This window comes from Bhargavaea cecembensis, from assembly GCF_000826125.2.
In the GTDB taxonomy this organism is placed as follows: Bacteria; Bacillota; Bacilli; order Bacillales_A; family Planococcaceae; genus Bhargavaea; species Bhargavaea cecembensis_B.
Genome location: NZ_LN651372.1, coordinates 469,996 through 484,933, shown reverse-complemented (window position 1 = coordinate 484,933; position 14,938 = coordinate 469,996). Strand labels below are relative to the sequence as shown.

At 63.1% G+C, this 14,938-nt stretch carries 13 protein-coding genes; 11 read left to right on the top strand and 2 right to left on the bottom strand.

Features of this window, described 5'->3' with window-relative positions:
* From trpB to BN1189_RS05295, 5 genes are all read left to right on the top strand, one after another.
* Window positions 1–1,192, top strand: a 1,192-nt coding sequence (gene trpB, locus BN1189_RS05315; protein ID WP_040226252.1) for a tryptophan synthase subunit beta, incomplete at its 5' end; no start/stop codon positions are given.
* On the top strand, window positions 1,182–1,976 hold the full coding sequence (gene trpA, locus BN1189_RS05310) for a tryptophan synthase subunit alpha (RefSeq protein ID WP_052455656.1): 795 nt from the start codon (window positions 1,182–1,184) through the stop codon (window positions 1,974–1,976). The genes trpB and trpA, both read left to right, overlap by 11 nt.
* Before the next feature lie 134 nt (window positions 1,977–2,110).
* Entirely contained in the window at window positions 2,111–3,043 is a 933-nt protein-coding gene (locus BN1189_RS16425) for a DUF4003 family protein (RefSeq protein ID WP_040226251.1), read from the top strand.
* Entirely contained in the window at window positions 2,944–3,303 is a 360-nt protein-coding gene (locus BN1189_RS05300; RefSeq protein ID WP_257125378.1) for a tryptophan synthase subunit alpha, read from the top strand. The genes BN1189_RS16425 and BN1189_RS05300 overlap by 100 nt, the downstream gene beginning before the upstream one ends.
* A gap of 134 nt (window positions 3,304–3,437) precedes the next feature.
* Entirely contained in the window at window positions 3,438–4,421 is a 984-nt protein-coding gene (locus BN1189_RS05295; protein WP_040226247.1) for a DUF4003 family protein, read from the top strand.
* 52 nt (window positions 4,422–4,473) lie between these two features.
* Here BN1189_RS05295 and BN1189_RS05290 read toward each other — a convergent pair whose 3' ends face one another.
* Together BN1189_RS05290 and BN1189_RS05285 are read right to left on the bottom strand one after the other, a co-directional pair.
* Entirely contained in the window at window positions 4,474–6,321 is a 1,848-nt protein-coding gene (locus BN1189_RS05290; RefSeq protein WP_040226246.1) for an SEC-C domain-containing protein, read from the bottom strand.
* A complete protein-coding gene (locus tag BN1189_RS05285; RefSeq protein ID WP_040226244.1) occupies window positions 6,318–6,743 on the bottom strand; it encodes a hemerythrin domain-containing protein in 426 nt (141 codons plus the stop codon). The genes BN1189_RS05290 and BN1189_RS05285 overlap by 4 nt, the downstream gene beginning before the upstream one ends.
* 187 nt (window positions 6,744–6,930) lie before the next feature.
* Here BN1189_RS05285 and modA point away from each other — a divergent pair, with 187 nt between their 5' ends.
* The 6 genes from modA to narJ all read left to right on the top strand — a co-directional run.
* On the top strand, window positions 6,931–7,701 hold the full coding sequence (gene modA / locus BN1189_RS05280; RefSeq protein WP_040226243.1) for a molybdate ABC transporter substrate-binding protein: 771 nt from the start codon (window positions 6,931–6,933) through the stop codon (window positions 7,699–7,701).
* On the top strand, window positions 7,701–8,384 hold the full coding sequence (gene modB / locus BN1189_RS05275) for a molybdate ABC transporter permease subunit (RefSeq protein WP_040226241.1): 684 nt from the start codon (window positions 7,701–7,703) through the stop codon (window positions 8,382–8,384). Before modA ends, modB begins: the two co-directional genes overlap by 1 nt.
* A gap of 5 nt (window positions 8,385–8,389) precedes the next feature.
* Entirely contained in the window at window positions 8,390–9,040 is a 651-nt protein-coding gene (locus BN1189_RS05270; RefSeq protein ID WP_040226255.1) for an ATP-binding cassette domain-containing protein, read from the top strand.
* A 207-nt stretch (window positions 9,041–9,247) separates the two neighbouring features.
* Entirely contained in the window at window positions 9,248–12,928 is a 3,681-nt protein-coding gene (locus BN1189_RS05265; protein ID WP_040226240.1) for a nitrate reductase subunit alpha, read from the top strand.
* Window positions 12,918–14,501, top strand: a complete 1,584-nt coding sequence (gene narH, locus BN1189_RS05260; protein WP_040226237.1) for a nitrate reductase subunit beta — start codon at window positions 12,918–12,920, stop codon at window positions 14,499–14,501. Before BN1189_RS05265 ends, narH begins: the two co-directional genes overlap by 11 nt.
* Window positions 14,494–14,938: nitrate reductase molybdenum cofactor assembly chaperone (gene narJ / locus BN1189_RS05255; protein WP_040226234.1), on the top strand; the 445-nt coding region annotated here is incomplete at its 3' end. The genes narH and narJ, both read left to right, overlap by 8 nt.

The window sequence follows — 14,938 nt, the reverse complement described above, 5'->3', positions numbered from 1 at the left end:
GGACGGGAACGGACGATACGGCGAATACGGCGGGCGGTTCGTCCCCGAGACGCTCATGCCGGCACTGCTGGAACTGGAGACGGCCTACCGGGAGGCGAAGGAAGACCCGGCGTTCATTGAAGAACTCGAATCGATCCTGAAAGACTACGTCGGACGCGAGACGCCGCTTTATTTCGCGGGTCGGCTCACGGAGGCGGCGGGCGGCGCGAAGATCTACCTGAAGCGCGAAGACCTGAATCACACCGGCGCCCACAAGATCAACAACGCGCTCGGCCAGGCGCTGCTCGCGAAGCGGATGGGCAAGCGGAAAATCATCGCGGAAACCGGCGCCGGCCAGCACGGCGTTGCGACCGCGACGGCCTGTGCGCTGCTCGGCCTTGACTGCATCGTCTTCATGGGACGGGAAGACATCCGGCGCCAGGAGCTGAACGTCTTCCGCATGGAACTGCTCGGCGCCTCGGTCGTTTCGGTGGACGGAGGGTCCGGCACGCTGAAGGACGCGGTCAATGAAGCGCTCCGCCACTGGGTCGCGAACGTCTCCGACACCCATTACATCATCGGATCTGCGCTCGGACCCCACCCGTTCCCGGAGATCGTGCGGGACTTCCAGCGGGTGATCGGCATCGAAACACGCCGCCAGATCCTCGAAGCGGAAGGGCGCCTGCCGGATGCGGTCGTCGCCTGCGTCGGCGGCGGCAGCAACTCGATCGGCATGTTCCATCCGTTCGTCGACGACCGCGAAGTCGCCCTGTACGGCGTCGAGGCGGCGGGGAGCGGCATTGAAACCGGAAAGCATGCGGCGGCGCTCACCGGCGGACGTCCGGGTGCCCTGCACGGAGCTTATATGTACTTGCTGCAGGACGAGGGCGGGCAGATCCTGGAGGCGCACTCCATCTCGGCCGGACTCGACTACCCGGGCGCGGGACCCGAGCACTCCCACTTTCGCGACACCGGCCGGGTTGCATACGGGTCGGTGACCGACGGGGAGGCACTGTCGGCCCTGCAGCTCCTTTCACGCAAGGAAGGCATTCTGCCGGCGCTCGAGAGCTCGCATGCCGTCGCGTTTGCGGCCGCGCTCGCCGGGAAGATGGACCCGGACGAAATCGTCGTCATCTGCCTGTCGGGACGAGGCGACAAAGACGTCGTGACGGTCAGGGAAGCACTGGAAGGAGGCGGCCGCCATGATGGTTGAGCGACTGGCAAACGCGATCGAACAGGCCAAACAAGACGGCGGATGCGCCTTCGTCCCGTACATCATGGCGGGAGACGGCGGGCTCGGCCGGCTCGAAGAGGACGTCCGGTTCCTTCAGGAGGCCGGGGCGACCGCGGTCGAGCTCGGCATCCCGTTCTCCGATCCGGCGGCGGACGGCCCGGTCATCCAGCAGGCGGGCATCCGCGCGCTCGAAGCCGGCACGACGCTCGGAAAGGTCATCGAAACGGTCCGCGGTTTCGGCGAGGACATCCGGATTCCGGTTATTCTCATGACTTATCTCAACCCGGTGCTCAGCCACGGACTCGCCGGGTTTGCGAACGACTGCAGGGAAGCGGGCATCGCAGGCGTTATCGTGCCGGATGTCCCGTTTGAAGAAAGCCAAATCCTTGAAGATACCCTCCGGATGGTCGATGTGGCACTCATCCGGCTCGCCCCGCTGTCCGCGCCGGCTGACCGCCTCCGCAAAATCGCCGATGCGGCCGAAGGGTTCATCTATGCGGTGACGGTCGACGGCATAACCGGCGCCCGGGACTCGTTCGGCGCATCGGCGGATGAGCGGCTCTCCCGGCTGAAGGACATCGCCGGCGTGCCGGTCCTCGCCGGATTCGGTATTTCCTCTCCGGCGCACGTCCGCGAATTCGGACAAGCCGCGGACGGCGTCATCGTCGGCAGCGCCATCGTCGACGCTCTGCACCGCGGCGACCGGGCGTTCATTTCAGAACTGATCGGATCGGCGAAAACCGCCGCCGTGCCGGCGAAATAAAAGACAGGGGCATCCCGGCAGCGCTGGGATGCCCTTTCGGTTCAGCCGGACGCGGGAACGTGATATACTGCGGGAAAGCTCCGGCGAATCTTTTCAGCCGGTGAACCGTACAAACAGGGAAGGGGGTGGTCAGGATGGAAAGTGCAGAACTTGAAGAACGGTTCGAAGACGTCTATCCGAAGCTGCAGAACCTGTTCAGCCGGATGGTCGACAAGCGGATCCTGCTGTCGATGGCGGGGGTGTATGCGTTCGGTGACCGCCCGTACGGCGGACAGCGGCTGATGGAAATATCGGACATGCTGAAGCGGCATTCCGGCTGGTTCTCCCCTGTCCGGGGGCAGATCCACCCGATGATCGCGGTGCTGCTTGACGGGCAGGAAGGCGATCCGGAAACCGTCGTCCGGGACCTTTTCGACAAGCAGGACATGCTCCGGGGGCTCGGGTTCCGGAATACGATCCATTCTTATCTGGCGGCGATTCTGATTCCGGATGACGAGGCCGAGGCCCGCAGGCAGGCGATTGCCGGGAAGCTCCTGTATGACGAGATGAAACGCCGCCACCGTTTCCTGACATCCGACGACGACTATGCGTTCGCCGTTCTGCTCGGAACGGAAGGCCGAAATCCGGAGGCGCTCGCCGGCGTCATGAACGACTATTACAAGGAACTCCGGTCGCTCGGGTTCCGTGCGGGCAATGAGCTGCAGTGGATGTCTCAGGCGCTCACCTACGGCAATGCGGAGTTCATCCAGGGCCGTGCCGAGGAAGCGGCGGAACTCCGCGACCGGTTCAAGAGGGCGGGCATGAAGCTGAAGCCGCTCCATTACCCGATGCTCGGGTTCCTCGCGGCGTTCCACGTGGAACAGCCGGCGGTCGACCGCATTGTAGACGTGACCCGATCCCTCGCCGGCATGAAGCTGTTCAGATGGTACCGGGAAATGGCTTTCTCGTNCTTGAAGATACCCTCCGGATGGTCGATGTGGCACTCATCCGGCTCGCCCCGCTGTCCGCGCCGGCTGACCGCCTCCGCAAAATCGCCGATGCGGCCGAAGGGTTCATCTATGCGGTGACGGTCGACGGCATAACCGGCGCCCGGGACTCGTTCGGCGCATCGGCGGATGAGCGGCTCTCCCGGCTGAAGGACATCGCCGGCGTGCCGGTCCTCGCCGGATTCGGTATTTCCTCTCCGGCGCACGTCCGCGAATTCGGACAAGCCGCGGACGGCGTCATCGTCGGCAGCGCCATCGTCGACGCTCTGCACCGCGGCGACCGGGCGTTCATTTCAGAACTGATCGGATCGGCGAAAACCGCCGCCGTGCCGGCGAAATAAAAGACAGGGGCATCCCGGCAGCGCTGGGATGCCCTTTCGGTTCAGCCGGACGCGGGAACGTGATATACTGCGGGAAAGCTCCGGCGAATCTTTTCAGCCGGTGAACCGTACAAACAGGGAAGGGGGTGGTCAGGATGGAAAGTGCAGAACTTGAAGAACGGTTCGAAGACGTCTATCCGAAGCTGCAGAACCTGTTCAGCCGGATGGTCGACAAGCGGATCCTGCTGTCGATGGCGGGGGTGTATGCGTTCGGTGACCGCCCGTACGGCGGACAGCGGCTGATGGAAATATCGGACATGCTGAAGCGGCATTCCGGCTGGTTCTCCCCTGTCCGGGGGCAGATCCACCCGATGATCGCGGTGCTGCTTGACGGGCAGGAAGGCGATCCGGAAACCGTCGTCCGGGACCTTTTCGACAAGCAGGACATGCTCCGGGGGCTCGGGTTCCGGAATACGATCCATTCTTATCTGGCGGCGATTCTGATTCCGGATGACGAGGCCGAGGCCCGCAGGCAGGCGATTGCCGGGAAGCTCCTGTATGACGAGATGAAACGCCGCCACCGTTTCCTGACATCCGACGACGACTATGCGTTCGCCGTTCTGCTCGGAACGGAAGGCCGAAATCCGGAGGCGCTCGCCGGCGTCATGAACGACTATTACAAGGAACTCCGGTCGCTCGGGTTCCGTGCGGGCAATGAGCTGCAGTGGATGTCTCAGGCGCTCACCTACGGCAATGCGGAGTTCATCCAGGGCCGTGCCGAGGAAGCGGCGGAACTCCGCGACCGGTTCAAGAGGGCGGGCATGAAGCTGAAGCCGCTCCATTACCCGATGCTCGGGTTCCTCGCGGCGTTCCACGTGGAACAGCCGGCGGTCGACCGCATTGTAGACGTGACCCGATCCCTCGCCGGCATGAAGCTGTTCAGATGGTACCGGGAAATGGCTTTCTCGTTCGGCATCCAGGCAGTCCTGAAAGAAGCGGCCGGGGCGGACCGGGCCGTCGACATCGGCATGGCCGCCTCGATCGAACAGATCCTCCGCGCCCAGCAGGCCGCGATGGCCGCGAGCGTGGCTGCCTCCGCAGCGGCCGCCTCTTCGTCGGGCGGAAACGGCGGTTCCTGAACAGAAAAAACACCCGTTGCCGATTTCATGCGGCAGCGGGTGTTATTGTCTGTCATAAAGTTTTTCCGATCAATGTCCAGATGAGCCGCGCCTCTTCCGGAGACCTCGGTGAGATGGCGGCCGACTTCGGATACGGATCGGCTTCCGGCCGGTCCCGGATATATTTCACGACATACGGATTCTGGTCTTCGGCGATCCGGTAGGCCGCTTCCGTGCCGGGGGACAGCAGGCTCTTCCTGCGCTCGGCAGCCCAGCGGAACCAGGCGTAGAGGGCGTTGTCGGCCTCCGGTTCCTCGTAGTGGGCGATGAGGCTTTCCGCCTCGTCAAACCGGCCGAGGGAAAGAAGTGCGGACAGGGCGACGTAACGCGCCCCCTGATGGTCGCCCGGATTGAGCCGGAGCAGGGCATACAGCTCTTCGAACGCCTCCTCCATCCGGTTCTGATCCCAGAGATGGACGGCGAGCCGGAACCGGGCCCGCAAGTAGGAACGGTTCGGCACGTAGCCCCACGGTACTTCCATGCCGGGTTCGAAAAGCTCCTTGCCCGATGCGGCGGCCTTGCGGAAAAGCTCTGTCCGCTCTTCTTCATCTTCTGTTCCCTCGCCGGCGAGCAGAAGGGCGTCCGGATTGGTCGGATCAAGCGCCAAGGCTTCACGGGCCTTTTCGGACCGCACGTCCGCTTCCTTCGCCAGATAGGCCTCGTAGGCGCGGATCTGTGCTTCCTCTGCGGCGGATTTCGGCATATACGGCTGGCCGTCATAGGCTTCCATGAGCCGCCGCAGCGCCTTTTCATCAGGAACTTCCGCTTCTTTCAGGTGCATGAACAGATTCCAGTTTTCGAATTCGGTGGCGATCGGATCGGTCCCGACGCCGAACGCGTAAACCGGTTCCGGTCCGTCTTCATCCAGTTCTTCCGCCCGGGCGATGAAGGCGGAGAGCGACTCCGCAAATGCCGAAACGCTCTCCGGATCCGCTCCGAACGCCTCCGCCGTCCCGGCAAGCGTCCAGCCGAGCCCGAATGAGCCGGTGCCGATTCCGTGCCAGACCGCGCCGGCCACCGCTTCTTCCGGGACAGACCCGGCCTGGCCGAGGAAGTGGAAAAACGCCTCGAGCAGCCGGTCGTCCTTCAGGTCATGGTCGATCATGAACCGCTCGAGACGGTCGGATGCGTCCGTCACGTCGTCCGTCACCGCGACGGGCTGTCCTTCGCCCTGGCCGAACAGCCGGTATGCGGCAAGCGGATGTTCGGCGAAGAACGCCTGCGAATCCGTCCTGCCGTCCGCCTGCTCCTTCAGCTTCCGCATCGCGCCGGCGTCCGCGCCCTCCGCATGGACGAGGCTGTTGAGCGGCAGGATCCGGCCGTCTTCCCGCGCGTCCCGGAGAAAGAACCCGATGAGCACGTCCCCGGCCGATGCACGGACCGTCCCGTCGATCCGAAGCCCGTAATTCTCTGCGGAGACAAGGTCATGGACGCGGGCCTGTCCGTCCGAAACGCCGGCGACGAGGAGGGCGAGGAACAGCGGATCCTCAAACCCCCGGATGATGTCCCGGAGCGCCTCGCGATTTTCCCGCCCGGCCTTCCTCTGTACATAAGCGTTCCACGTCTCCACCGAATCCCTGAAGAAATAGAGGTCCCCGATGATGGCGGCTGCTTCCTCGCCGTGGAGCTGTTCGAGCTCCGCACCGTATTCCCGCCGCCGCTCCGACAGGGCCTGCATTTCGGACGGCGTCGGGTGCTCTTCGAAGAATCCGGAGACGGCCCTGCCGATCTCCCGGTCCATCTCCTGCTCGAGGCGGGCCCGGTCGGCGTCCGATCCGCAGCACTTCTTGAACTTCAGTCCGCTTCCGCACGGGCACGGATCATTCCGGCGGACGGCGGCCATCGTCTCCCGGCGGCTCATCGGTCCGGCTCGTCCAGGAGCATCCGTTCCTCATCGCGGCTGTGGATCGCATTCACGACGAGCAGGGCGTGGAACTGCTGGATGACCTCGTCCGTCAGTCCTTCTTCCGCGAGCATCGTCCGGATGTCCTTCACGATGATCCGGAGCAGGTCGTGGTCGCGCGTCAGCTGGATGACGGCTTCCTTCAGCTCCGGATGGTTCTCGGCCACTTCCTGGTAAAAGCCTTCCTCCTCGGCATCCGCGTGGCTGATGACCCGGGTCTCCCAATAATCGACAAGATGGTCCGCCGCCTGGCGCGCCACTTCGGGTTCGTTTGCCTTGATGAGATACTCCATTTCCTGCGTCTTCTGGATGGCCCCGCTCAGCCCGCCCTGGTGGATGGCGTGGTGCGCGTGCAGCTGTTTCAGCGCTGGTCCGATCATATGTCTCCGCCCTTTCAGATTTTTCATTCAGTATAGCACACGGCATAGGGGCCGGCGCGCCGGCGCGGGGTTCCCCGGCGGCAATACAGGGAATTCCCTGACAGGGCATCCGAATGGGTTTGACAAGGCGCACGCGCTGTTCTACGTTTGAAGAAAAGAAACAGAGAAGAGAAGGAGGGGGAGGCGGATGAAGAAATGGATCATGGCGGCGGCTGTCATGCTGATGCTCGCCGGCTGCGGAAAGACGGACGCCGGAGGAAGCGAGAAAGAGCTTCGGATCTCCACTGCCGCAAGCCTTGCGGATGTCCTGGCCGAGCTGGAACCCGCATTCAAGGAAAGCCGGCCGGAGACGAAGCTGGTCATCAACTACGGATCTTCGACGAAGCTGCGCGCACAGATGGAACAGGGGGCGCCGTTTGATCTGTTCCTGTCCGCGAGCGAAGCCGATATGGAAAAAGCCTCGGAAGCGGGGCTGGTCGACCCCGGAAGCATCGAAGTGTTCGCCGGGAACAAACTCGTCCTTGCAACCGCCGGCGAAGCGGATGGGGACCTGTCCGCCGAACGGCTCCTCCTGGAAAGCGAAGGGAAGATCGCGGTCGGTGAGCCGGACAGCGTGCCGGTCGGACGGTATACGAAGGAATCGCTTGATCAACTCGGCATCCTGGAAGACCTCGCCGGCAGGCTCATCTATGGAAAAGACGCCCGGCAAGTGCTCACCTACGTGGAAAGCGGAAATGCAGAGTTCGGCATCCTGTATGCGTCGGACGCTTTCATTTCGAAAAAAGCCGAAGTGGCCGGGGAATTGCCTGAAGGGGAAACCCCGATCCGCTACCCGGCCGGGATCGCAGCGGAGACGGAACACCGTGCGGCAGCCACTGCGTTCCTCGAACTCCTGACGGGCGAAGACGGCCGGCGGGCGATTGAAGAAAACGGCTTCCTCGTCCCGGAAGGCCCGTGATGGCCGTGCCCGACCTGTCCCCGCTCGCCCTGTCGCTGCGCGTTGCGGTCCTGTCCACGGTGCTCGTGTTCCTCATCGGCACGGCGCTCGCCCGGTTCATGAACCGGCGCGACTTTCCCGGAAAGAGCGTCGCCGAAGCGCTCATCCTCCTGCCGCTCGTCCTTCCCCCGACCGTCGTCGGATTCGGCCTCATTATGCTGTTCGGGATCAACGGACCGCTCGGCCGCCTGCTCGAGGACTGGTTCGGCATCCGGATCGTCTTTACGTGGGCCGGTGCCGTCATCGCCTCATTCGTCGTTTCGCTCCCGCTCATGTACCAAAGCGCCCAGGCGGCGTTCGAGAAAGTCGACCCGCGCTGGGAAGACGTCGCGCGGACGATGGGCGTCGGGGAATGGCGCATTTTCCGCAAAGTCACATTCCCGCTCGCCTGGCCGGGCATCCTCGCAGGACTCGTGCTCGCCTTCGCGAGGGGTCTCGGCGAATTCGGCGCCACCCTCATGATCGCCGGCTTCATCCCCGGCGAGACGGTGACCATCCCGCTCGCCATCTACTTCTCCTATGAGGCGGGACGCACCGGCGAAGCGGCCTTCTGGGTCATCCTCATCACGCTCCTCGGCCTCGCCGCCATCACGTGGCTCAACGGACGCCGGCGCAAGACCGCCAGAATCCGCGGAAGGGAATGACGGACATGCTCGAAGCGACATTTGCCAAAAAACTACCGGACTTTGAACTGCAGGCCGATTTCAAGATGGGCAGCGAGATCGTCGCCATCGTCGGCCCGTCCGGCTCGGGTAAAACGACGTTTCTGAACGCGCTCGCCGGAATCGTTGATCCGGACCGGGGAACCATCCGGCTCGGCGGCCGGACGTTCTTCGGAGACGGGCGTCCGATGAAAATCCGGGAGCGGCGCGTCGGCTACCTGTTCCAGGACTACGCGCTGTTTCCGCACATGACGGTGCAGGAGAATATCCTGTTCGGACTGCCGGGCCGGCCCGAGCCTCCCCACGTCCGCGGATTGACGGAACTGCTCGGCATCCGCGGCCTCCTCGGCAAATACCCGAGGGAAATATCCGGAGGCGAGAAACAACGCACGGCGCTCGCCCGGGCGCTCGCCATGAAGCCGGAACTCCTGCTTCTCGACGAACCGTTCTCCGCGCTCGACGACGCCACCCGGCTGCGCTGCCGCGAAGAACTGCTGCGGATCCATTCCGAATGGAACATCCCCGTCCTCCTCGTCACCCACAGCATGGACGAAGCCCGACGCACCGCCGGCCGGATCGTCCGCATCGACCGCGGCGCCATGCAGGAACTCCCCCACCATCCCGAAGCCTCTCTCTGAAAACGAGAGGCTTTTTTATTTTCCTCCGGCCGGCAGGCAGAACATCCCCGTCCCGCTCTATCAATCACCCAAACGAGGGAATTCCCCTCCCCCAATAGGCCTTTCCCTAATGGGAGGGCGAAACCGGAAGATTCATAATGAAAGTATTCAGAATAGGGGAAGAGTCTATTCGTGAGCTGTCCGCCAATGGAAAAGGAGTGTCGAGTGATGAAGAAAAAAAGATATGGCCTGAACTTTTTCAAGCCGGTCGAGAGCTACTCGGGAAACTGGTCGATCCTGGAGGCGAAAAGCCGGGACTGGGAGAACATGTACCGCCAGCGCTGGTCGCATGACAAAGTCGTCCGGACAACGCACGGCGTTAACTGCACCGGCTCTTGCAGCTGGAAAGTATTCGTCAAGAACGGCATCATCACGTGGGAGAACCAGCAGATCGACTATCCGTCCTGCGGGCCGGACATGCCGGAATTCGAGCCGCGCGGATGCCCGCGGGGCGCCACGTTCTCGTGGTATGAATACAGCCCGCTCCGCGTGAAATACCCGTACATGCGCGGCCGGCTCTGGCGTCTCTGGCGGCAGGCATTGGAGGAGCACAACGGCCACCCGATCAATGCATGGGCAAGCATCGTCGAAGACCCGGACAAGTCGAAAGCCTACAAGCGGGCCCGCGGCAAGGGCGGATTCGTCCGTGTCAGCTGGGAAGACACGCTCCGGCTCATCTCCGCGCAGCTGATCTACACGATCCGCAAATACGGCCCGGACCGGATCGCCGGATTCACCCCGATCCCGGCCATGTCGATGCTCAGCTACGCATCGGGCGCCCGGTTCATCTCCCTGCTCGGCGGGCAGATGCTCAGCTTCTACGACTGGTACGCCGACCTGCCGCCGTCCTCGCCGCAGATCTGGGGCGAGCAGACGGACGTGCCGGAGTCGTCCGACTGGTACAATGCCGGATACCTCATGATGTGGGGATCGAACGTGCCGCTCACCCGGACGCCGGATGCCCACTTCATGACGGAAGTCCGCTACAAGGGGACGAAGGTCGTCTCGGTGGCGCCGGACCTTGCTGCGAATGTCAAGTTCGCGGACAACTGGCTCGATCCGAACCCGGGCACGGACGCCGCGCTCGCCCAGGCGATGACCCACGTCATCCTGGACGAGTTCTACCACCAGCGCCGGGAATCGATGTTCATCGACTACGCCAAGCAGTACACCGACATGCCGTTCCTCATCCTGCTCGACCCGCACGAAGATGCCCTCAAGGGCGGCCGGTTCCTCCGCGCGAGCGATCTCGGGCAGGACACGGACAAGGCCGAATGGAAGCCGGTCATCTTTGACGAGGCGTCCGGCAGGAACATCGTGCCGAACGGGACGGTCGGCCAGCGCTGGGAGCAGGACGGCAAGTGGAACCTGATCCTCGAGAACGAGGACGGCTCGAAGATCGAGCCGGCGCTGTCCGTCGAAGGCCACGGCGAGGAATGGAAAGAGATCGTCTTCCCGTATTTCGACGACTCCGGCGACGGCACGTTCCGGCGCGTCATCCCGGCGCGCAAGATCCGGCTCGCCGACGGGACGGAGCGCTACGCCGCGACCGTCTTCGACCTCATGATGAGCCAGTACGGAGTCGCGCGGCGGGAGAGCCCGCTCAATGCGCAGGGCTACGACGACGCGGATTCCCACTACACGCCGGCCTGGCAGGAGAGGATCACGGGGGTGAAGGCATCCGTCGTGACCCAGATCGCACGCGAATTCGCCCAGAACTCGCTCGACACGGGCGGCCGGTCGATGATCATCATGGGCGCCGGCATCAATCACTGGTTCAACTCGGACACGATCTACCGCGCGATCCTGAACCTGGTGCTCCTGACGGCTTCCCAGGGCGTGAACGGAGGCGGATGGGCGCATTACGTCGGCCAGGAGAAGTGCCGCCCGATCGAAGGCTGGTCGTCGATCGCCTTCGCAAAGGACTGGCAGGGGCCTGCCCGCCTGCAGAACGGGACATCGTTCTTCTACTTTGCGACCGACCAGTGGCGCTACGAGGAAAGCGGGACGGATTCGCTGAAGTCCCCGCTCGCCGGCAAGCTCGACTACCAGCACCCGGCCGACTACAACGTCCTCGCCGCGCGTCTCGGCTGGCTGCCGTCTTATCCGCAGTTTGACAAAAACAGCCTCCTGTTCGCAGAAGAGGCCGCCCGCGAAGGCAAGACGACGAACGAAGAGATCGTCGAGCACGCGGCGGACGAGATCCGCTCGCGGAAGACGAAGTTCTCGATCGAGGATCCGGATGCTCCTGAAAACTTCCCGAGGACGCTGTTCGTCTGGCGCTCGAACCTGATTTCAAGTTCGGCGAAGGGCCAGGAGTATTTCATGAAGCATCTGCTCGGGGCGCAGGACGCGATGTTCGCGCGGCCGAACGAGGAAGAGAAGCCGGAAGAGATCGTCTGGCGCGAAGATGTCGAAGGGAAGCTGGATCTGCTCGTATCGATCGACTTCCGGATGACGACGACGCCGCTCACGTCCGACATCGTCCTGCCCGCAGCCACCTGGTACGAAAAGACGGACCTGTCCTCGACCGACATGCACCCGTTCGTCCACCCGTTCAACCCGGCGGTGAACCCGCTGTGGGAGTCCCGGACGGACTGGGATGCGTTCCGCCAGCTTTCCGCCGTGTTCTCTGAAATGGCGAAGACGCATCTGCCCGGCATCTACAAGGACCTCGTCAGCTCTCCGCTTGCCCATGACTCGGCGAGCGAGATATCCCAGCCGTACGGCCTCGTGAAGGACTGGGCGAAGGGCGAGACGGAAGCGGTCGTCGGCAAGACGATGCCGAACCTGAGCATCGTAGAGCGCGACTATACGAAGATCCATGACAAGTACATCACGCTCGGACCGAACATGTCGGTCGGGAAGACCGGGGCGCACGGCGTCAGCTTCTCCGTCGCGGAGGAATACGAAGAGCTGAAGCGCATCAACGGCGTGTTCGTCGACGAGTCGATCAAGAGCGGCCTGCCGAAGATCGAAAATGCCCGTCAGGCGGCCAATGCGGTGCTCCACCTGTCGTCCGCCACGAACGGCGGCGTTTCCCAGAAAGCCTATAAGGAAGCAGAAAAGATGTCGGGCGTCGAGCTTGCCGACATCTCGGCGGACCGGGCGGCGGAGCGCATCACGTTCCAGAGCATCACCGCACAGCCGCGGGAAGTCATCCCGACGCCGGTCTTCAGCGGTTCGAACAAGTCCGGCCGCCGCTACTCGCCGTTCACGACGAACATCGAGCGGCTCGTGCCGTTCCGGACGCTCACCGGCCGCCAGCATTTCTATATCGACCACGAGATCTTCCTGCAGTACGGCGAGGCGCTGCCGGTGTTCAAGCCGACACTGCCTCCGATGGTGTTCGGGGCGGGGGACAAGGAAGTGAAGGGCGGCAAGGACTCGCTCGTCCTGCGCTACCTCACGCCGCACGGCAAATGGAGCTTCCACTCGATGTACCAGGACAACCAGCATATGCTGACGCTGTTCCGCGGAGGGCCGGTCGTCTGGCTGAACAACGAAGACGCGGACGCGCACGGCATCGGGGACAACGACTGGCTCGAAGTGTACAACCGGAACGGGGTCCTGGCGGCTCGCGCGGTCACATCCCACCGCATTCCGAGAGGGACGATGTTCGCCTACCACGCCCAGGACCGGCATATCCAGACGCCGGGTTCGGAAATCACCGATACCCGCGGCGGCAGCCACAACGCCCCGACGAGGATCCACATGAAGCCGACCCAGATGGTGGGGGGCTACGCCCAGCTCAGCTACGGATTCAACTACTACGGACCGATCGGCAACCAGAGGGATGAATATGCGATGATCCGCAAGAAGAGGGAGGTCAACTGGCTTGAAGATTAAAGCTCAGATTGCAATGGTCATGAACCTGGACAAGTGCATCGGCTGCCATACGTGCAGCGTCACGTGCAAGACCGCTTGGACGAACCGCAAAGGAGCGGAGTACATGTGGTTCAACAACGTGGAGACAAGGCCGGGGATCGGCTATCCGAAGCGCTGGGAAGACCAGGAACTGTATAAAGGGGGCTGGCAGCTCCGCAAAGGGAACCTGGAGCTCAAATCCGGGAACCGGCTGTCGAAGATCGCGCTCGGAAAGATTTTCTACAACCCGGACATGCCGGAAATGCAGGACTTCTATGAGCCGTGGACGTACAACTACGAACACCTTACGACCGCCGAAGAAGGGGATCATTCGCCGGTCGCACGCGCTTATTCGGCCGTGACAGGCGAGAAGATGGACCTCGAATGGGGACCGAACTGGGAGGACGACCTCGCCGGCGGGACCGTCACCGGGCCGCTGGATCCGAACATCCAGAAAATCGAGGAAGAGATCAAGTTCAACTTCGAGAAGTCGTTCATGATCTACCTGCCGCGCCTCTGCGAGCACTGTCTCAACCCGAGCTGCGTCGCGTCATGCCCGGCAGGCGCCATCTACAAGCGGGACGAGGACGGCATCGTGCTCGTCGACCAGGAAGCCTGCCGCAGCTGGCGGTACTGCACGACCGGCTGCCCGTACAAGAAGGTCTACTTCAACTGGCAGACGAACAAGGCGGAGAAGTGCACGTTCTGCTTCCCGCGGATCGAGGAAGGGCTCCCGACCGTGTGCTCCGAAACGTGCACCGGCCGGATCCGCTATCTCGGCGTCCTCCTCTACGACGCCGACCGCGTGCTAGAAGCCGCCTCGACGCCGGACGAGAAGGACCTGTACCGGGCGCAGTGCGATCTGTTCATGGATCCGTTTGATCCGGAAGTGATCGAGCAGGCCCGCCGCGACGGCATCACGGAAGACTGGATCGAAGCGGCCCAGAACTCGCCTGTTTACCAGCTCGCGATCGAGCACCAGCTGGCGTTTCCGCTCCATCCGGAATACCGCACGCTGCCGATGGTCTGGTATGTGCCGCCGCTGTCCCCGATCATGAACTACTTCGAGGGCAAGGATTCCATCAAGAACCCGGACATGATCTTCCCGGCGATCGAGGAGATGCGCACGCCGATCCAGTACCTCGCGAACATGCTGACGGCGGGCGACACCGAGACGGTGAAGGAATCGCTGCAGCGGATGGCGATGATGCGCCAGTACATGCGCGCCCTTTCCTCCGGCAAGGAGTTCGACGAATCCCGTCTTGAGCGGGTCGGGCTGACGGCGGAACAGACGGAACGGATGTACCGGCTCCTCGCCATCGCCAAGTACGAAGACCGCTTCGTCATCCCGACTTCACACAAGGAAAGCCGGGAGAGCGGCTACGATATGCAGGGTTCCGCGGGCTTCGGAAGCGGCACGATGGGCACCGGCCAGATGGGCACGGGCGGAGCGGGCTGCGACGGCTGCGGACCGGCAAGCCCGGCCGCGACGGAAATGAAGACCGGCAAGGAAATCTATGAAGAGAACTTCTATGGGGGAATCTGGCGTGATTGATAATCGGAAGCTGTATACGTACAAGGAGTCATTCGGCTTCTTCGCAGATCAGCTGATCTGGCCCGAACGGCGGAACTTCAGCCGGGAACTCATCGAGGAGGCGTTCGGCGGGGATCACCCCGCCCGGCGCCTTGCCCTCGAATACGGCAACCGGATGGAGGCTTTCGGTCTTGATGAGATCCAGGAGATGTACACGGCGACGTTCGACTTCCAGAAGGACTGCGCGCTTTACATGACCTGGTTCAAATTCGAAGATGCCCGCGAACGGGGGCAGATGCTCGCCAAGCTGAAGGTGCTCTACGAAATGTACGGCCTGGAGATGCCGGATGAGGAGCTGTCCGACTACCTTCCGCTCATGCTGGAATTCCTGTATGCCGCCGAGTGGCTGGATGATCCGCGCACGCCGGACAGTTTCCGCATCCTCATGGCGGTCCTGG